20 protein-coding genes are annotated in these 18,646 nt (G+C 66.5%); 12 read left to right on the forward strand and 8 right to left on the reverse strand.

Annotated features, from left to right (window positions below; genetic code table 11):
- Positions 1-32: 32 nt before the first annotated feature.
- From pgl to zwf, 3 genes are read right to left on the reverse strand one after another with little or no spacing between them, the layout of a single operon-like run.
- Positions 33-755 carry a 6-phosphogluconolactonase gene (gene pgl, locus J2X70_RS17560; protein WP_025878807.1) on the reverse strand — a complete coding sequence of 241 codons (723 nt, stop codon included), beginning with the start codon at positions 753-755 and terminating at the stop codon, positions 33-35.
- Complete coding sequence (gene glk, locus J2X70_RS17565) at positions 752-1,759, reverse strand: glucokinase (protein WP_025878808.1); 1,008 nt, start codon at positions 1,757-1,759, stop codon at positions 752-754. Before glk ends, pgl begins: the two co-directional genes overlap by 4 nt.
- Positions 1,756-3,192: a glucose-6-phosphate dehydrogenase gene (zwf, locus tag J2X70_RS17570; RefSeq protein ID WP_025878809.1), complete on the reverse strand. Its 1,437-nt coding sequence runs from the start codon at positions 3,190-3,192 to the stop codon at positions 1,756-1,758. The genes glk and zwf overlap by 4 nt, the downstream gene beginning before the upstream one ends.
- Before the next feature lie 352 nt (positions 3,193-3,544).
- On the opposite strand from zwf, the gene ugpC reads away from it, so the two are divergent.
- Positions 3,545-4,627 carry a sn-glycerol-3-phosphate ABC transporter ATP-binding protein UgpC gene (gene ugpC / locus J2X70_RS17575; RefSeq protein WP_025878810.1) on the forward strand — a complete coding sequence of 361 codons (1,083 nt, stop codon included), beginning with the start codon at positions 3,545-3,547 and terminating at the stop codon, positions 4,625-4,627.
- Positions 4,628-4,793: 166 nt separating this feature from the next.
- Here the strand turns inward: ugpC and J2X70_RS17580 are convergent, their stop codons facing one another.
- The gene (locus J2X70_RS17580; RefSeq protein WP_025878811.1) at positions 4,794-5,669 is read right to left on the reverse strand and encodes a folate-binding protein YgfZ; all 876 of its coding nucleotides are present in this window, start codon (positions 5,667-5,669) and stop codon (positions 4,794-4,796) included.
- A 39-nt stretch (positions 5,670-5,708) separates the two neighbouring features.
- Between J2X70_RS17580 and J2X70_RS17585 the strand changes: the two genes are divergently transcribed.
- The 10 genes from J2X70_RS17585 (at position 5,709) to J2X70_RS17630 (ending at position 12,692) form a co-directional block, all read left to right on the forward strand.
- On the forward strand, positions 5,709-5,882 hold the full coding sequence (locus J2X70_RS17585; RefSeq protein ID WP_080149151.1) for a DUF1674 domain-containing protein: 174 nt from the start codon (positions 5,709-5,711) through the stop codon (positions 5,880-5,882).
- A 56-nt stretch (positions 5,883-5,938) separates the two neighbouring features.
- Complete coding sequence (gene sdhC / locus J2X70_RS17590; protein WP_025878812.1) at positions 5,939-6,331, forward strand: succinate dehydrogenase, cytochrome b556 subunit; 393 nt, start codon at positions 5,939-5,941, stop codon at positions 6,329-6,331.
- On the forward strand, positions 6,328-6,714 hold the full coding sequence (gene sdhD, locus J2X70_RS17595) for a succinate dehydrogenase, hydrophobic membrane anchor protein (RefSeq protein ID WP_025878813.1): 387 nt from the start codon (positions 6,328-6,330) through the stop codon (positions 6,712-6,714). The genes sdhC and sdhD overlap by 4 nt, the downstream gene beginning before the upstream one ends.
- A gap of 31 nt (positions 6,715-6,745) precedes the next feature.
- Positions 6,746-8,536 carry a succinate dehydrogenase flavoprotein subunit gene (sdhA, locus tag J2X70_RS17600; protein WP_025878814.1) on the forward strand — a complete coding sequence of 597 codons (1,791 nt, stop codon included), beginning with the start codon at positions 6,746-6,748 and terminating at the stop codon, positions 8,534-8,536.
- Between the two features lie 66 nt (positions 8,537-8,602).
- The gene (locus tag J2X70_RS17605; RefSeq protein ID WP_025878815.1) at positions 8,603-9,388 is read left to right on the forward strand and encodes a succinate dehydrogenase iron-sulfur subunit; all 786 of its coding nucleotides are present in this window, start codon (positions 8,603-8,605) and stop codon (positions 9,386-9,388) included.
- Positions 9,389-9,461: 73 nt separating this feature from the next.
- Positions 9,462-9,710 carry a succinate dehydrogenase assembly factor 2 gene (locus tag J2X70_RS17610; protein ID WP_025878816.1) on the forward strand — a complete coding sequence of 83 codons (249 nt, stop codon included), beginning with the start codon at positions 9,462-9,464 and terminating at the stop codon, positions 9,708-9,710.
- On the forward strand, positions 9,661-10,110 hold the full coding sequence (locus J2X70_RS17615) for a hypothetical protein (RefSeq protein ID WP_309911440.1): 450 nt from the start codon (positions 9,661-9,663) through the stop codon (positions 10,108-10,110). The genes J2X70_RS17610 and J2X70_RS17615 overlap by 50 nt, the downstream gene beginning before the upstream one ends.
- Positions 10,111-10,133: 23 nt before the next feature.
- Positions 10,134-11,375, forward strand: coding sequence for a lipoprotein-releasing ABC transporter permease subunit (locus J2X70_RS17620; RefSeq protein ID WP_025878818.1), 1,242 nt, complete (start codon positions 10,134-10,136; stop codon positions 11,373-11,375).
- Positions 11,368-12,081 (forward strand): lipoprotein-releasing ABC transporter ATP-binding protein LolD, encoded by a 714-nt coding sequence (gene lolD, locus J2X70_RS17625; protein ID WP_032977862.1) that lies wholly within the window; start codon positions 11,368-11,370, stop codon positions 12,079-12,081. The genes J2X70_RS17620 and lolD overlap by 8 nt, the downstream gene beginning before the upstream one ends.
- Positions 12,082-12,242: 161 nt before the next feature.
- Entirely contained in the window at positions 12,243-12,692 is a 450-nt protein-coding gene (locus J2X70_RS17630; protein WP_025878820.1) for a DUF6491 family protein, read from the forward strand.
- Between the two features lie 67 nt (positions 12,693-12,759).
- Here the strand turns inward: J2X70_RS17630 and J2X70_RS17635 are convergent, their stop codons facing one another.
- The 3 genes from J2X70_RS17635 to ftsY form a co-directional block, all read right to left on the reverse strand.
- A complete protein-coding gene (locus J2X70_RS17635; RefSeq protein WP_025878821.1) occupies positions 12,760-13,029 on the reverse strand; it encodes an oxidative damage protection protein in 270 nt (89 codons plus the stop codon).
- Positions 13,030-13,034: 5 nt separating this feature from the next.
- A complete protein-coding gene (gene mutY / locus J2X70_RS17640) occupies positions 13,035-14,159 on the reverse strand; it encodes an A/G-specific adenine glycosylase (RefSeq protein ID WP_309911443.1) in 1,125 nt (374 codons plus the stop codon).
- 116 nt (positions 14,160-14,275) lie between these two features.
- Complete coding sequence (gene ftsY / locus J2X70_RS17645; RefSeq protein ID WP_080149139.1) at positions 14,276-15,616, reverse strand: signal recognition particle-docking protein FtsY; 1,341 nt, start codon at positions 15,614-15,616, stop codon at positions 14,276-14,278.
- Between the two features lie 131 nt (positions 15,617-15,747).
- On the opposite strand from ftsY, the gene J2X70_RS17650 reads away from it, so the two are divergent.
- Positions 15,748-16,050, forward strand: coding sequence for a hypothetical protein (locus J2X70_RS17650; RefSeq protein ID WP_025878824.1), 303 nt, complete (start codon positions 15,748-15,750; stop codon positions 16,048-16,050).
- A 210-nt stretch (positions 16,051-16,260) separates the two neighbouring features.
- On the opposite strand, the gene htpG is transcribed toward J2X70_RS17650, so the two are convergent.
- Positions 16,261-18,153 carry a molecular chaperone HtpG gene (gene htpG, locus J2X70_RS17655; protein WP_032977853.1) on the reverse strand — a complete coding sequence of 631 codons (1,893 nt, stop codon included), beginning with the start codon at positions 18,151-18,153 and terminating at the stop codon, positions 16,261-16,263.
- Between the last annotated feature and the right edge of the window lie 493 nt (positions 18,154-18,646).

An 18,646-nucleotide genomic window follows, 5' to 3' on the forward strand; every position in this document is an offset into this window, starting at 1 on the left:
AGGCTGGCGGCAGCAGGGCGCCGCCGCCGACATCAATCAGCCCAGTGGACGCGCAGGCGCGCGCCTTCCAGGTTGATCGCGTTGAGGATCGGATACTGCTGCGGGTCGTTGCTGTCCAATGCCTGGCGCAGCACCTGCAGCTTCTGCTTGCCGCGCAGCAGCAGCAGGCGCTGGCGGCACTGGGCCAGGCCGCGCGGGGTCAGGGTGATGCGCAGCGGCCACTGGTTGGCGCCGGGGCATCCGGTGGCATCCAGCGCGGCGTACGGCAGGGTGCTTTCCAGCGCGCGGGTCAGGTCCTTCGAGCCCGGGAACAGCGAGGCGGTATGGCCGTCGTTGCCCATGCCCAGTGCGACCAGGCTTGGCGCCTGGCTGTGCTGGGCCTGCAGGTTGGCGGTGTACACGCATTCGGGCAGCGGCTTGCCGATCCGCACCAGCGGATCGAAGTGCGCACCTTCGGCACGCGTGAGCAGGTTCTCGCGCACCAGCCATGCATTGCTGTCGCGATCCTGCGGCGACAACCAGCGCTCGTCGGCCAGGCTCACTTCAACGCGGTCCCAATGCACGTCCAGCTCGGCCAGCGCCTGGTATACCGGGGCCGGCGTAGTACCGCCGGACAGCAGGATGCGTGCGCGGCCCAGTTCGGTGATGTCGTGGTTGATCGCCTGGGCCATTTCGGCTGCAACCGCTTCGATCCAGCCATCGGCATCGCCGTGGTTGATGAAGTCGATACGGTCGTCCTGGAAGATGGGGGTCATGCGGCAACTCCTGGTGCGTCACGTTCGGCGTCGGCAGCATAGGCAGCGGCGCCCAGCAGTCCGGCGTGGGGATGCATCACGGCCAGCGACGGCACCCGCGCCATGATCGAAGAGAACCGGCCCTTGTGTTCGAAGCGCTGGCGGAAACCGGAGTGCTGCAATGAATCGAGCATCTTCGGAGTCAGCCCACCGGTCAGGAACACACCATCCCAGGCGCCCTGGGTCAGCACCAGATCACCGGCAATGGCGCCGAACACCGCGCAGAACACATCCACGGTACGCATCGCCTGTGGATCGCCGTGCAGGGCGCGGGCGGTCACGTCCACCGGTTGCAGTTGGCCCGGGTCGATACCCGCCATCTCGCAGATTGCGCGATGGATGTTGACCAGGCCGGGGCCGCAGATCAGCCGCTCGTTGGAGACGCGCCCGAACTGCTCGGACAGGATCTCCAGGATGCGGATCTCTTCCGGCGTTCCCGGCGGGAAGCTGACATGGCCGCCCTCGGTTTCCAGCGGGTAACAGCGGCCGTGGCGAAGGATCAGGCCGCCGACGCCGAGGCCGGTACCTGGGCCGATCACTGCGTAGTTGCGCGGCTGACCCGGCTTGCCCGGAACCCAGGCGGCACCGCCGACCTGGACGACGTCATCGGGTTGCAGCAGCGAAATCGCCATCGCCTGCGCGGCGAAGTCGTTGATCAGGTGCAGTTCGTTGAAACCAAGCATCGCGGCCGTGCGGCTGCGCGAGATCACCCACGGATGGTTGGTGATGCGGGCTTCGTCACCATCGACACGACCGGCGACTGCGAACACGCCACGGCTTGCGGTGGCGCCGATCTGCTCCAGATGGTGGCGCGCGGCATCACCCAGCGACGGGAACTCCGCCACGGCGTACTCGCGGATGCTCTCTTTCAGCAGCGGGGCGTCCTGCGAGGTGTCGGCAAGGGCGAAGCGGGCATTGGTGCCACCGATGTCGGCGACCAGCACGGGCTGCGAGCTGGCACTCATTCCGACGCTCCGCTATCTGGCGCATCCACGCCCTGCGGCAGGAAGTCGACCGCGTTGGCCGGGCCCCACTGGCCGGCAGGGTAGGGTTCCAGCGGCAGGTTGGCCGCCTTCCAGGCATCGGCAACGCTGTCGATCCAGGCCCAGGCGGCACGCACTTCGTCATCGCGCACGAACAGGGTGTGGTTGCCGTTGAAGGCGTCCAGGAACAGGCGCTCGTAGGCGATACGGCGATGCAGGCCGGTCGGCACCGACAGCTCCAGCTCCAGCGGCTGCAGTTCCAGCGCGCCCCATTCCGGCCCGGCCAGGCTGCTCATCAGGCCCAGTTCGATGTTCTCCTGCGGCTGCAGCTGGAACACCAGGCGGTTCGGTGCGGCCTGCGCACGCTGCGGACGCTCGAACAACCAATGCGTGACCGGCTTGAGTGTCACCACCACGCGGGTGGTGCGCTCGGGCAGGCGCTTGCCGGTGACCAGGTGGAACGGCACGCCGCTCCAGCGCCAGTTGTCGATGTGCGCGGTGACACCGGCGAAGGTCTCCACGTCGCTGCCTTCCGGCGGCTGGTAGGCCTGTGCGGGCTGGCCGTTGATGCTGCCGGCGGTATAGCGGCCGCGCACGCTGTCACGCGCGGCGTGCTTGGCATCCAGCGGGCGCAGTGCGCGCAGCACCTTGACCTTCTCATCGCGGATGCGGTCGGCTTCCAGCGACGCCGGCGGCTCCATCGCCACCATGCACAGCAGCTGCAGGATGTGGCTCTGTACCATGTCGCGCAGGGCGCCGGAGCGCGCGTAGTAGGCATCGCGGCCATCCACGCCTTCGCTTTCGGCGACCAGGATGTGCACCGATTCGATGTAATTGCGGTTCCACACCGCTTCCAGCAGCGTGTTGCCGAAGCGCAGCGCGATCAGGTTCTGTACCGCTGCCTTGCCCAGGTAGTGATCGAGGCGGAACACGCGGTCTTCGTCGATCCACTGGCCGATGGTGGTGATGATCTCCTCGGCGCTTTCGCTGTCGCTGCCGATCGGCTTCTCCAGCATCAGGCGCGCGGGTGCGGCCAGCGCGCCGCCCTTGGCCAGGCCCTCGCAGGTGGAGATGTACAGGCCCGGCGGGATCGCCAGGTAGCTCACGCAGCGGCGGTCGACCAGGTCGGACACGGCAGCGGCGACCGAGTCGACGTCGCGCAGGTCCACCGAGCGGTAGTCGATGCGGCGCAGCAGGGAGGCGATGTCCTCCTGGCTGGCCATCGGCATCGCCTGCTGCAGGCGCGGGCGCAGGATGTCATGGAAGGCTTCGGTGTCGTGGCCCGACAGGGCCAGCGCACGGATGCGGAAATCCTCCGGCAGCAGGCCGTCGCCGAGCAGGCGCAGCAGCGAAGGGAACAGGTAGCGCTGGGCCAGATCACCTGTGGCACCAAACAGGAAGAGTGTGTCGTGCATCGCTCGAGTTTCAGATCCGGGTGACATCGTTGTCAATCGCTTCATGGCTGGGTTCGGGGGACATCCGCGCAACTGCCTGTCCGAGGCTCATCTGGATCGGTTTTCCGGCTTGCCGGAGCACCGTTCCAATCGAAACCACTACAGCGGCAACCCTTCGTTCGGTCGACGATGCAGGTCGGCGCGCACCGACTGTCGGATAGTGCCACGTGAAAACGTTTACATGGCAGAATGGGCAACTGTATTCGATTGCAGTGGTCGCCGTCATGCGGCAACCGCGCAATCATCACTGCCATCGGGAGGGCCGAGGCAGTCCCAAAAGACAGCCCGGCGTCGGGCGGACTGGATGAGTGAAATGGCAAAAGTGCAGTTACAGGGTGTGCGCAAGGTCTACGACAACGGCCAGGTTGCAGTGAAGGACGCCACCTTCGAGGTCGCCGACGGCGAGTTGATGGTGCTGGTCGGTCCGTCGGGGTGTGGCAAGTCGACCCTGTTGCGGATGGTGGCCGGGCTGGAAGAGATCAGCGGCGGCACGTTGACCATCGGTGATCGCGTGGTCAACGACGTGGCGCCGAAGGATCGCGACATCGCGATGGTGTTCCAGAGTTACGCGCTGTATCCGCACATGACCGTGGCCGAGAACCTGGCCTTTGGCCTGAAGCTGCGCGGGCACGACAAGGCGACCATCGACAAGCGCATCAGCGAAGCCGCGCAGACGCTGGGGCTGACCGACATGATGGACAAGTTGCCCAAGGCGATGTCCGGTGGCCAGCGCCAGCGCGTTGCATTGGGCCGTGCGCTGGTGCGTGAGCCGGCGGTGTTCCTGTTGGACGAGCCGCTGTCCAACCTGGATGCCAAGCTGCGCCACAGCGTGCGCACCGAGATCGCGCAGCTGCACCGCAAGCTGGGCACCACCATGATCTACGTGACCCACGATCAGGTCGAGGCGATGACCCTGGGCCAGCGCATCGTGGTGCTGAAGGACGGCATCATCCAGCAGATCGATACGCCGATGGCGCTGTACGACCGCCCGGCCAACCTGTTCGTGGCCGGCTTCCTCGGCAGCCCGGCGATGAATGTGCTGCGCGGCACGCTGCAGGGCGACGCCGGTGGCGTGACCGTGGTCGATGGCCAGTGGCGTGCTCCGCTGGGGCAGGCGACGATCGATCCGGCGTGGCTGCAGAAGCCGATCGCCGTGGGCGTGCGTCCCGAGCACCTGCAGCCGGCAGGTAGCGAAGACACGCATGCGTTCACCGCGCGCATCGAAGGCATCGAGCCGGTCGGCAACGAGATCTTCGTCAACATGAGCAGCGGCCAGCACGCGCTGACCATGCGCGTGGCGCCGCAGTCGCTGCCGGGCGTGGGCGAGGACATCCGGGTGGCGATCCACCCGCAGGGCCTGCATTTCTTCAACCCGGAAACCGGCGAGCGCCTGTAACCGGTAGTGCCGGCCGCTGGCCGGCAACCTCAACCCGGCGTGGTTGCCGGCCAGTGGCCGGCACTACCCATCCGGTGCGGAACCAACATTCCGCACCCACCGTGATCCCCAGTAGATCCACGCCATGCGTGGATGACATGCGTGGATGAAATGCCCGGCGGGCGCCTCAGCGCGCCAGGCCGTCCAGCAGCGGCATCCGCTGCGCGACCGCGTTGCCCACCTGCAGTTCGCTGTCGCCGGTCTCCAGCGGCAGCACAGCCAGTGCCAGATCGCCGGCCACGCTGGCCAGGGTGCCGAGCGCGACCCCGTCCTGCTGCACGCCATCGCCTGCCTGCGCAGGTGCAGCGGTATGCAGCAGCTGCACCGCGCGCTTGGCCTTGCCGAGGAAATGGGTGCGCGCGACGATTTCCTGGCCGGGGTAGCAGCCCTTCTTCACGCTGTAGCCGTTGAGGCGGTCCAGACCCAGCTGCTGCGGGGTCCACACCTCGCGCTGGCTCTCTGCCAAGCGTGGCAGGCCAAAGCGCAGGTCGGCCTGGCGCCAGGCCAGGGCGAAGGCGGCATCTTCGGCTTCGTCGCTGGCCGGGAAGGCCTCGACCGGGCCGATGCGCAAAGTACGGGGAAGTGCGTCGCTGCCCAGATCCAGCTCCCAACCCTGACTGCCGACCAGCGCGATGGCGGCGCCAGCGGCGGCTTCCGGCGCAGTAAAGGCACCGGCCACGGCCAGGTCTGCATGCACCTGCAGTTTCACTTTGCGGCGGAACACGAAGCGCTGCAGTTGCGACGCAATCGCATCGGCATCACCGTCGGCGAGCACCAGCAGCACATGGTCATCGGCCAGCCGCAGCAGCTGGAACACCGCCAGGGTGCGGCCTTTGGCGCTCAGCCACGCGCTCCACTGCCAGTGCAGCAGGGGCAGGGCGGTCACGTCGCTGCTGAACTGGGCATGGGCAAAAGCCACTGCATCCACGCCCTGCAGGCTCAGCAATTGATGGCCGGGCAGGCGCGGATATGCGACGAAAGCAGGGGGAAGGTTGTCAGGCACGTGAACGAGGTCTAAAATTTGTGCGTTGCGAGACCCATCATGATAGGCCAAACAACCCCCACTCCCGACGCCGAAGCTGAAGCCCCGCTGGTTCCCCCGGTCCCTGTGCCCGTGGAACAACCAGAGGTGGAAGAAGAATTCGGTGGCCGCGGCGGACTTGATCCGGTGCGGTATGGCGATTGGGAAAAAAACGGACGCTGCATCGATTTTTGATCAGCATTGAGCCAACGCGGCCTTATGCCGCCCAGCCGAGACAACGAGCCCAGCGAATGGCGACCAGACAACGTCCCCTTTCTCCGCACCTTCAGGTGTATCGCTGGCAGATTCAGATGGCCACCTCGATCCTGCATCGAGCCACTGGCGTCTTTCTGTCTGTTGGTGCCCTCATCATCGCCGGAGGCCTGTTGGCTCTGATGATGGGGCCCGAATCCTGGAACTGCTTCACCGGCCATGCCGGGGCCTGGTATGGCCGCGTGTTCCTGTTCGCGTGGACATGGTCGTTCGCCTATCACCTGTGCAATGGCATCCGCCATATCGTGCAGGACTTCGCGATCGGATTCCGCATTGCCACCTTCATCCGCAGCAGCTGGATGTCGGTGATCGGCAGCCTGCTGATCACCTTGGCCGTGTGGGCCTATGTGCTGTTCGGAGGTGCCGCATGAGCAAGTTCCGTACCCCGTTGAAGGGCGTGCGCGGTCTCGGTTCGGCCAAGACCGGCACCGAGCACTTCGTGCATCAGCGCCTGACCGCCGCCGCGCTGGTGGTGCTGGGCATCTGGTTCCTGGTGTTCGTGCTGGGCCTGCTGGGCTCGGATTACGTGACCGCCACCGCCGCGATCGCCAAGCCGTGGAACGCCGTTCCGCTGATCGGCCTGCTGATCGCCATGTTCTGGCATGCCCAGCTCGGCCTGCAGGTCGTGCTGGAGGACTACATCCACGAATCGCTGCTGGCCCTGGTGCTGCAGACCGCGGTGAAGTTCGTTGCCGTGCTCGGCATGATCGTCAGTGTGTTTGCGGTGGGCCGCATCGCCCTCGGCGTTGCCTGAGCCCAGGCGCCAAGACAGGAATCCAGACTAGATGTCCGCTTACAAGATTACCGAACACAAGTACGACATGGTCGTGGTGGGCGCCGGCGGCGCCGGCCTGCGTGCCACGTTCGGCCTGGCCGCCAAGGGCCTGCAGACCGTGTGCCTGACCAAGGTCTTCCCGACCCGTTCGCACACCGTTGCCGCCCAGGGCGGTATCTCCGCCGCGCTCGGCAACATGGGCGAGGACGACTGGCGTTACCACTTCTTCGACACCATCAAGGGTTCGGACTGGCTGGGCGACCAGGACGCCATCGAGTACATGTGCCGTGAAGCGATTCCGGCGATCATCGAGCTCGAGCACTACGGGGTGCCGTTCAGCCGCACCGCCGAAGGCAAGATCTACCAGCGTCCGTTCGGTGGCATGACCACCCAGTACGGTGAAGGCCCGGCGGCGCAGCGTACCTGCGCGGCGGCCGACCGTACCGGCCACGCGATGCTGCACACGCTGTACCAGCAGTCGCTGAAGCACGATGCACGCTTCATGATCGAGTACTTCGCACTCGACCTGATCTTCGATGACGAAGGTGCCTGCCGTGGTGTGCTGGCGCTGGACATGTCCGACGGCACGCTGCACCTGTTCCGCGCCCAGGGCGTGGTGCTGGCCACCGGCGGCTACGGCCGCGCCTACTTCAGCGCCACCTCGGCGCACACCTGCACCGGCGACGGTGGCGGCCTGGCCATGCGCGCCGGCATCGCCATGCAGGACATGGAGTTCGTGCAGTTCCATCCGACCGGCATCTACGGCGCCGGCTGCCTGATCACCGAGGGTGTCCGCGGTGAAGGCGGCATCCTGCGCAACAGCAGCGGCGAGCGCTTCATGGAGCGTTACGCACCGCACTACAAGGACCTGGCTTCGCGCGACGTGGTCAGCCGTTCGATGACCATCGAGATCCGCGAAGGCCGTGGCGTTGGCGAGCACAAGGACCACATCCTGCTCGACCTGACCCACCTCGGCCCGGGCGTGATCGACGACAAGCTGCCGGGCATCGCCGAGAGCGCGCGCATCTTCGCCGGCGTCGACGTGCACAAGCAGCCGATCCCGGTGATTCCGACCGTGCACTACAACATGGGCGGCATCCCGACCAACTACCACGGTGAAGTGGTGCGCAAGGACGGCGAGAACCCCGATGCGGTCGTGCCGGGCCTGTACGCCATCGGCGAAGCGGCCTGCGTTTCGGTGCACGGTGCCAACCGCCTGGGTTCGAATTCGCTGCTGGACCTGGTGGTGTTCGGGCGTGCGGTGGCCAACCGTTGCGCGGCGACGATCACCCCGGGCGCGGCGCACAAGACCCTGCCGGCCGACGCCTGCGACAAGGCGCTGGGCCTGCTGGACAAGCTGCGTCACGCCAACGGCGATACCCCGACTTCGGTCATCCGCGATCGCATGCAGCGCACCATGCAGGCCGACGCGGCGGTCTTCCGTACCAGCCAGACGCTGAAGGAAGGCTGCGAGAAGATGGACAAGATCTTCGATTCGTTCCAGGACGTGAAGGTCTCCGACCGTTCGCTGGTCTGGAACTCGGACCTGATCGAGACCTACGAGCTGAACAACCTGCTGCTGAATGCAGTGGCGACGATCAACTCGGCCGAGCAGCGCAAGGAAAGCCGCGGCGCACACGCGCACGAGGACTTCCCGGACCGCGACGACGTCAATTGGCAGAAGCACACCCTGGTCAGCGTGGACGAGAAGGGCAAGTGCAGCTTCGACTACCGTCCGGTGCACATGTACACGTTGACTGATGACGTGTCCGTGGTGCCGCCGAAGCCGCGCGTGTACTGATCCGACCCCGCCTAACATGCAATCCGCGCCCTCGGGCGCGGGCCGCCTGAGCCAACGAGAGCAGCCATGGCCGAGTTTTCACTCCCCAAGAATTCCAAGATCACGAAGGGCAAGCACTTCCCCGCCAAGACCGGCGGCAAGAACGTGCGCACCTTCAAGATCTACCGCTGGAGTCCGGACGACGACAGCAATCCGCGCACCGACACCTATGACGTCGATCTGGACGCCTGCGGCCCGATGGTCCTGGACGCGCTGATCAAGATCAAGAACGAGATCGACCCGACCCTGACCTTCCGCCGCTCGTGCCGCGAAGGCATCTGTGGTTCGTGCGCGATGAACATCGACGGCACCAACACCCTGGCCTGCACCCGAGCCATCTCGGACTGCGGCAAGAAGGAAGTGCCGATCTACCCGCTGCCGCACATGAACGTGGTCAAGGATCTGGTTCCGGACCTGACCCACTTCTACGCGCAGTACGCCTCGATCAAGCCGTGGATCCGCACCCAGACCCCGGCACCGCCGGACCGTGAGCGCCTGCAGTCGCCGGAAGACCGCAAGAAGCTCGATGGCCTGTACGAGTGCATCCTGTGCGCGTGCTGCTCGACCAGCTGCCCGAGCTACTGGTGGAACGGCGAGCGTTACCTCGGCCCGGCGATCCTGCTGCAGGCCTACCGCTGGATCATCGATTCGCGCGACGAGGACACCGGTGCGCGCCTGGACGATCTGGAAGATCCGTTCAAGCTGTACCGCTGCCACACCATCATGAACTGCGCCCGGACCTGCCCGAAGGGCCTGAACCCGGCGCTGGCGATCGCCGAGATCAAGAAGCTGATGATGGAACGCCGCGCCTGATACGGTGCCGGGTGGTTGCATGACCCCAGCAGAGCCACGCCATGCGTGGCTTTGCTGTATCTGGAGAAACACAATGGATGAAGAAATCCTGCTGAAGAAGCTGCGCTGGCGCTGCCGTCGCGGCATGCGCGAACTGGACCAGTTGTTCGGTCGCTACCTGGACCGCGAATGGAGCAGTGCGCCGACCGAAGACCGCGAGGTTTTCCTGTTCCTGCTCGATTGCGAGGACGATAAGTTGTGGCGCTGGTTCATGGGCTACGAGGCCTGCCCGCATGCACACGCCGTCCCCCTCATGCACAGGATCCTTGCCCTCAAGCCTTGAGTGGCGCCCGTCGCGGCTGCAGGCCGGCGCCCAGCTGGCGGTACTGCTGGCCGCACCGTGGCTGCTGCATGCTTCGGATCTGCCATCCGCGCATCTGCTTCCGGCGTTGATCGGGGTCTGGGCGCTTGGCCTGGCTGAGCTGGCCTGGCGCCTGCGGCGGCGCCCTGTCGTGCTGCAGCTGCCGCCCCTGCCAGCGCTGCTGCGGCTGGACGGCGGCGATATTGCCGAGCCGCGGCTGGTGGTGCGCGGGCCCTGGCTGCTGCTGCACTGGCGCGAGGGCTGGCGTCGCAGGCGCCTGTTGTTCTGGCCGGACGTGCTTGATCGCGCACAACGACGTGAACTGCGACTGGCCGTGGCCGCACGAAGCGTTTCCCGTCGGCCCCGGTCGGTGGCACCATAGGCTGAATCGACTGGCGTGCCTGCATGTTCAAACCCATTCCCGTGGCCATTGGCCTGCGCTACCTGCGCGCCAAGCGCCGCAACGGCTTCATCTCCTTCATTTCGATGGCATCGATCCTGGGCATCGCGCTCGGGGTGACGGTGCTGATCACCACATTGGCGGTCATGAGCGGTTTCCAGAAGGAAATCCGCAGCCGCCTGCTGCAGATGACCGCGCACACCACCATCAGCCGCGACGGCGAACCGATGCCGGACTGGATGCGCGTGGTCGATGTGGCCAACAAGGATCCGCGCGTGGCCGGTGCTGCGCCGTATATCGAGATCCAGTCGATGATCAGCGGCCCGCGCGTGCAGGGTGCGATCATCCAGGGCATCGACCCGGCACTGGAGCCGAAGGTGTCGGTGATCGACAAGAAGGTCACCAAGGGCAGCTACGGCAGCCTGACCCCGGGCAGCTTCAACCTGTTGCTGGGCAAGGAACTGGCCGTCTGGCTGGGCGTGGACGTCGGTGACCAGGTGCTGGTGACCTTCGCGGAAGTGCAGGGCACGCCAGCGGGCGCGGTGCCGCGGATGAAGCGCTTCACCGTCAGCGGCATCTTCGAGGCCGGTTACAACGAGGTCGATCGCGGTGTGGGTTTTGCCAACATGAAAGACCTGGAGCGCGTACTGCGTTCCGATGGCGCCACCGGCGTGCGCCTGAAACTGCATGACATGGACCGCTCGCTGGAGGTGGGCGTGGACCTGGCGCAGAACCTCGGCGGTGCCTATCGGGTCAGCGACTGGACCCAGCAGAACGCCAACCTGTACCACTCGCTGCGCATGGAAAAAGTGGTGATGGGCATCCTGCTCTCGCTGATCATCGCCATGGGCGCGTTCAACCTGGTGTCCTCGCAGGTGATGCTGGTGACCGACAAGCAGGCCGACATCGCGATCCTGCGCACCCTCGGCCTGACCCCGGGCGGGGTGATGCAGGTGTTCATGGTGCAGGGCTCGCTGATCGGCATCTTCGGCACCCTTGCCGGCCTGATCGGCGGCATCACCCTGACCTTGAACCTGGAACGCATCCTCGGCGCCATCGAGTCGGTGTTCAACGTCAAGCTGCTGCCGGAGGATGTGTACTACATCACCGGCCTGCCGACCGACATGCAGACCAGCGACATCGTGGTGATCACCCTGGTCGCGCTGCTGATGAGCTTCCTGGCCACTCTGTATCCCGCCTGGCGGGCAGCACGCACCCAGCCGGCGGAGGCCCTGCGCTATGAATAAGGTCTTCAACCGCGGCGATGAAGTGATCCGTGCCGAAGGGCTGGGCAAGACCTACGCCGAAGGGCGCATGCAGACACCGGTGTTCGACGGGCTGGACCTGACGGTGACTGCAGGTGAGACGGTTGCGATCATCGGTGCCTCCGGTGCCGGCAAGAGCACGCTGCTGCACCTGCTGGGCGGGCTGGATACGCCCACTGCGGGCGAGGTATATGTCACCGGCCAGCGCATGTCGGCGCTGTCGGACACCTCGCGCGGCCTGCTGCGCAACCAGGCGCTGGGTTTCGTCTATCAGTTCCACCACCTGCTGCCGGAATTCACCGCGCTGGAAAACGTGATGATGCCGGTGATGCTGGCCGGTACCGCGGTGGCCGAGGCCAGCACGCGTGCGACTGCGCTGCTGGAATCGGTCGGCCTGGGTCATCGCCTGGACCACAAGCCCGGCGAACTGTCCGGCGGTGAACGCCAGCGCGCCGCGGTGGCGCGTGCATTGGTCAATCACCCGGCCTGCGTGCTGGGCGACGAGCCGACCGGCAACCTGGATGACCGCACTGCTGCGACCGTGTTCGAGCTGATGCTGGAGCTCAACCGTGCGCGGCATACCAGCCTGGTGCTGGTGACCCATGACCGCTCGCTGGCACGGCGTCTGGACCGGGTGCTGGAGCTGCGCGAAGGGCGCCTGCACGCGCTGGCCCACGCCGACGTCTGAGCGGCCGGCCAAGCGCCAACCAAGGTTGGCGACTACCGGATTCGATGCAGGGCCTGGTCGGCTGGGGGCCGCCGACCAACGGCTGAACCAGGCTGCCGGCCGTTGCGCCGGCACCACCCCGGCGGGTGCATGATCGGCACAGTTCCCCCGTGGAGATGGCCATGAAGACCCCACTGTTGATCGCCGGGCTGTGCCTGGCTCTGGCTGGCTGTGCCACCACCGGCCGCCTGGGCAGTGCCGAGAAGCTGGAGCTGTATCGTGCCCACGCCGGCGCACCGCAGAAGGACATGCAGTTCTTCGGCAGCCTCAATGGCTGGACCGAGCTGGGCGACAGTGCGCTGGCGGTCTGGACGCGTCCGAGCGAGGCCTACCTGCTGGAATTGAATGGTCCCTGCCAGGATCTGTCGTATGCGACCGCCATCGGCCTGACCAGCCGGATGAACCGCGTCTCGGCGCCGTTCGACAAGGTGCTGGTACGTGACCCGACCGCTGGCCCGCGCATGCCGTGCTTCATCAAGACCATACGCAAGCTCGACGTGAAGGCGCTACGCGCCTCCGAGCAGGAGCTGCGCCAGGCGCAGGTGCAGGAGCGCGAGGAATCCGCGAAATAGAGCGGTAGCGCCGGGCCATGCCCGGCGGATGGCTGGACGCCGGGCATGGCCCGGCGCTACCGGCAGGTCAGGCTTCCGGGGTGAACCCGGCGGGCTTCTCCGCGTCCTTCTCGAACAGGAACTTCACCAGTTCCGTCTCCAGGAAGGCGCGATGCTCCGGCTTTCGCGGGGAAAGGCGGTTCTCGTTGATCAGCATGGTCTGGTGTGCCAGCCATGCGGTCCACGCCGGCTTGCCGATGTGGTTGAACACACGCTGGCCCAGTTCCCCCGGGTAAGGCACGAAGTCCAGGCCCTCGGCATCGCGTTGTTCGTACTGGCAGAAGACGGTTCGGGGCATGGCACTCACTCGTGGTTGCGGGATTTTGCGGAAGTTCGCTTCGGGCTCTTGATGGGCGCGCCCTCAAGCAGTTTGCGGATGGGGGCAGGCAAGCCCAGTGCAGGCAGTTCGGCGGCGCCAACCCAGCGCAGCGTGGGTACTTCCACGCGCAGGCCGCGCACCTGCCGTGACAATACCTGCAGGTGCAGCTTGTAGTGGCTGAAGGTGTGCTGCAGCACTGGCAGTTCCTCGGCATCTTCCAGCGAACCATCGACGTGGACGTCGAACCAGTCCTGCAGCTCGCTGCCCGCTTCGGCCTGCGGAAGCGTCCACAACTGTGCCCAGATGCCGGTGTCCGGCCGCTTCTGCAGCAGTACGCGCTGCTGCTCGTCGCGCAGCAGCAGGGCCACCGCCTCGCGTTCGGGCAGTGTCTTGCTTGGCTTTGCGGTTGGCAGCTCGGCAGTGCGGCCTTCGCGACGTGCCACGCAATCGGCCTGCAGCGGACAGATCACGCAGGCCGGTCTGGACCGGCTGCAGACCGTGGCACCGAGGTCCATCTGCGCCTGGGTGTAGTCGGCCATGCGTCCAGCCGGCACCTGGGCGACCTGCGCTTCGGCGATGGCCCACAGCTGCTTTTCGATGGCGGGCAGGCCAGGGAAGCCTTCGACGCCGTGATAGCGGCTGAGCACGCGCTTGACGTTGCCATCGAGGATCGCGAACGGGTCGTTCCAGGCCTGGCTGAGGATCGCGCCGGCGGTGCTGCGGCCGATGCCGGGCAGGTCGTGCAGGGCATCGAAATCACGCGGCAGGTCGCCGCCGTGCTCGGCGACGCAGCGCTTGGCGGCCGCGTGCAGATTGCGTGCACGTGCGTAGTAGCCCAGGCCGGCCCACTGCGCCATCACCGCGTCGTTGCTGGCGGCGGCAAGGTCGGGCAGGGTGGGGAAGTGCTGCAGGAAACGGTGGAAGTACGGAATGACCGTGGCCACCTGGGTCTGCTGCAGCATGATCTCCGACAACCACACCCGGTACGGGCTGCGCGGATGCTGCCAGGGCAGGTCGTGGCGGCCGTGGCCGTCGAACCAGTGCAGCAGGCGGGCAACGAAGCCGTGCTCAGGGGCGGACGTGGCGCTGGCGTTCGGCTGGCGGGGCATCGGTACTCCAAAAGGCAGCCACCCATGGGGTGGCTCTACTACGGCAGCGGCCGGTCACCCATGGGGTGGCTCTACCGGGTTGCAGTAGAGCCACGCCATGCGTGGATGCGGACGCGTCAGGCAGTGCCCAGCGCTTCGGGCAACAGGGCGTCGACGAAGGCTTCCGGATCGAACACGCGCAGGTCTTCCGGGCGCTCGCCGATGCCAGCGAAACGGATCGGAATGCCGAACTCGCGGGCCAGCGCGAACACCACGCCGCCCTTGGCGGTACCGTCCAGCTTGGTCACCACCAGGCCGGTTACCTTGACCGCGGCATTGAACTGGCGCAGCTGCGAAAGCGCGTTCTGGCCGGTGGTACCGTCGATCACCATCAGCACTTCGTGCGGCGCGTTCTCGTCGATCTTGCCGAGCACGCGGCGGATCTTGCCCAGCTCGTTCATCAGCCCGGACTGGGTGTGCAGGCGGCCTGCGGTATCGGCGATCAGTACCGAAGTGCCGCGGGCCTTGCCGGCCTGCAGCGCATCGTAGGCCACCGAGGCGGCATCAGCGTTCTGCCCCTGCGCGACCACGGCCACGCCGTTGCGCTCGCCCCAGATCTGCAGCTGGGCGACGGCGGCGGCGCGGAAGGTATCGCCAGCGGCCAGCATCAGGCTGTGGCCCTCGTCCTTGAAACGCTTGGCCAGCTTGCCGATGGTGGTGGTCTTGCCGACGCCGTTGACGCCCACGGTCAGCACCACGAAGGGCTTGGCGTTGCGGTCGATGATCAGCGGCTTGGATACCGGCTGCAGGATCGCGATCAGGTCCGCGCGCAGTGCCGCCAGCAGGGCATTGGCATCGATGAACTCGCGCGCCTTCATGCGCTTGCGCAGGTCGGCGATCAGGTCGGTGGTGGCGGCAACGCCAACGTCGGCGGTCAGCAGCGCGGTCTCGATCTCGTCCAGCAGGTCGTCATCGAGCTTGGGGTTGCGCGAGAACAGGCCGCCGAAACTGCGGGCGAACGCACTGTTGCGCAGGCGCTCGCGCCAGCCGGGCTTGCCCGCCGCAGCAGCCGGGGCATCAACCAGTACCGGCAGGTCGGCGGCTGGGGCGGCTGGTTCCTGCGCCGGGATGACCGGGGCCAGCGGGGCGAGCACCGCGGCGGCGGCGGCCGCTTCGGCTTCGAAGTTCTCCGGCGCCAGCACGCGTGCGGGCGCGGCTTCGGGGATGGTTTCCTGCGCCGTCTGCAGTGGTGCTTGCGGGGCCGGCGCGGTTGACGTTGCGGGCGCAACGACCTCGGGCGTGGCAGCGGGCACAGGCGCTTCCACCATCGGCGGGGCTACCGGTGCGGCCGGGGCCTGCTCGGGTGGCGCGGCCGACGGGAATGCCGCCGCCAGCTCTTCAGCCGAGTAGTGCTGGGTCTTGGGCGCGTCCGGTGTGGCGGCGTCCTGGGGCTTCTTGCGGCGGAAAAAACTGAGCATTGGCAAAAGGCGCTGAAATCAGAGGGATATGCTACCACCCGGGCCTGTATGGCCGGCGTGGACTCAAGGTCGCAGCTACGCGGCCGTTAACCGGTCCGGAGGGCTGCGTTGGGTGGCCTGGGAGACCGCCGATGAACGATGTGACAGGTGTTGCGCTCAGCGGGATGCGTGCGGCCCAGCAGGGCGTGCAGGTGGCCGCGCACAATGTGGCCAACCTGGCGACCCCGGATGCGCCACGACTGCAACTGCAGCGCGATGCCGCAGCGCAGGGTGGGGTGGACACCCGCGTGACGTCCCATGGCGACACCGATCCGACCGCACCGCTGGGCGACCTGTTGGCTGCCAAGGCCGAGGTGGTGGCCTTCGCTGCCAATGCCGCGCTGATCCGCCGCGAGGACCAGATGCTGGGCTCGCTGCTGGATCGGCAGGCCTGATCGGACCGCATCTGGGACGGGTCTGATCCGACCTGCTCCGGGACGGGTCTGATCCGACCTGCTCTGGTAGGTGCCAACCTTGGTTGGCACGCTTTTGCAGTCAAGCCATGCTCGGCAGCTTTTCAAGCGCCAACCAAGGTTGGCATCTACCGGGGCAATGGCGGTGCCAACCGAGGTTGGCACCACCAGGCCGGGCGATCCCGGCATCGGTCAGGCCGACAGCTCCAGCAGCAGCTTGTTCAGACGGGCCACATAGGCACCCGGGTCCTTCAGGCTGTCGCCGGCGGCCAGTGCGGCCTGGTCGAACAGCACCCGGCCCAGGTCGTCGAAACGTGCGCCATCGGCTTCAGCATCCAGCTTGGCGATCAGCGGATGACCCGGGTTGATCTCCAGTACCGGCTTGCTGTCGGGTACCTTCTGGCCGCTGGCTTCCAGGATCTGGCGCATCTGCAGGCCCAGGTCCTGTTCGCCGATGGCCAGCACCGCCGGCGAATCGGTCAGGCGGTGCGACACGCGCACTTCGGCCACGTCATCGCCGAGCACGTTCTTCAGGCGCTCGACCAGGCCCTGCTTGTCCTTGGCTGCGGCTTCCTGCTCCTGCTTGTCCGCTTCGCTCTCCAGCGCGCCCAGGTCGAGGTCGCCGCGGGCGATGTCGACGAAGCCCTTGCCGTCGAAATCGGTCAGGTACCCCATCAGCCACTCGTCGATGCGATCGGTCAGCAGCAGGACTTCGATGCCCTTCTTGCGGAACACTTCCAGGTGCGGGCTGTTGCGCACCTGGCTGTAGCTCTCGCCGGTCAGGTAATAGATCTTGTCCTGGCCTTCGGCCATGCGGCCGATGTAGTCGGCCAACGAGACGGTCTGCGCATCGGCCTCGCCACGGGTGGAAGCGAAGCGCAGCAGGCCGGCGACCTTCTCACGGTTGTTGTAGTCCTCGGCCGGGCCCTCCTTCAGCACCTGGCCGAATTCCTTCCAGAACGTGGCGTACTGCTCGGGCTTGTCGCTGGACAGCTTCTCCAGCATGTCCAGCGAACGCTTGGTCAGCGCGGCCTTCATCGAATCGATGACCGGGCCGGACTGCAGGATCTCGCGCGAGACATTCAGCGACAGGTCGTTGGAATCGACCACGCCCTTGATGAAACGCAGGTACAGCGGCAGGAACTGCTCGGCCTGATCCATCACGAACACGCGCTGCACGTACAGCTTCAGGCCCTTGGGCGCATCGCGGTGGTACAGGTCGAACGGCGCGCGGCCCGGCACGTACAGCAGCGAGGTGTACTCCAGCTTGCCTTCGACCTTGTTGTGGCTCCACGCCAGCGGGTCGCTGTGGTCGTGGGCGACGTGCTTGTAGAACTCGGTGTACTCCGCATCGCTGATCTCGGTGCGCGGGCGGGTCCACAGCGCGCTGGCGCGGTTGACGGTTTCCCACTCGATCGCGGCGCCTTCTTCGCCGCCTTCCTTGGGCATCTGGATCGGCAGGCCGATGTGGTCGGAGTACTTCTTGAGGATGCTGCGCAGGCGCCAGCCGTCGGCGAAGTCGTGCTCGCCGTCCTTCAGGTGCAGGACGATGCGGGTGCCGCGCTCGGCCTTGTCGATGGTAGCGACATCGAAATCGCCTTCGCCACGCGAGGTCCAGCGCACGCCTTCATTGGCGGCCAGGCCTGCGCGGCGCGAAGTGACTTCCACTTCGTCGGCGACGATGAAGGCGCTGTAGAAGCCGACGCCGAACTGGCCGATCAGCTGCGAGTCCTTCTTCTGGTCGCCGGACAGCTGGCGCAGGAAGTCGCCGGTGCCGGACTTGGCGATGGTGCCGAGGTGGGTGATGGCATCGGCGCGGCTCATGCCGATGCCGTTGTCTTCGATGGTGATGGTGTGGGCGGCCGGATCGAAGCTGACGCGCACGCGCAGCTCGCTGTCGCCTTCCAGCAGCTCAGGCTGGGTCAGGGCTTCGAAGCGCAGCTTGTCGGCGGCGTCGGCGGCATTGGAGACCAGCTCGCGGAGGAAGATCTCCTTGTTGGAGTACAGCGAGTGGATCATCAGCTGCAGCAGCTGCTTGACTTCGGTCTGGAAGCCAAGGGTTTCGGTCTGGGTCGTCTCGGTCATCGGGTAGGGCTCCATGTGCGGTGCCGCGCAAGCGCGTGCGGCCTCGCCAAGGGGTAGGGGTGATTGTCCCGAAATCAAGGGGTTGGTCGGCCGGGCTGCGCCCGGCACCCGCCGAGGCCAAAGCAACAGCAACAGCAACAGCAACAGCTGGCTCTGGGTTGTCTGTTTGCTTGGCGGGGCGATGTGGGTTGGCAGGACACGCCGTAAACCCTTCCATGGGGGCTCGTAGGCGCCATCCATGGCGCCTGCGGTCCTGCCAACCCACACCGCCCCGCCTCTGACAGTTTCCGGTGGCGGAGCCGACGGCTGGCTTCCGATCTCATCAAACCCTTCGATATCTGACAGATGTTCATCCACGCATGGCGTGGATCTACTGCAGATCGCAGGAAACTGTCGAAGGCGGGGTGGGGGCGGGTGGGGGGGGGGGGGGGCCCCGGGGGGGGCGGCCCCGCCCCCCAGGGCCGGGTTTAGGGGGGCCCCCCCACCCGGCCCC

Source organism: Stenotrophomonas sp. 1337 (assembly GCF_031455455.1).
In the GTDB taxonomy this organism is placed as follows: domain Bacteria; phylum Pseudomonadota; class Gammaproteobacteria; order Xanthomonadales; family Xanthomonadaceae; genus Stenotrophomonas; species Stenotrophomonas indicatrix.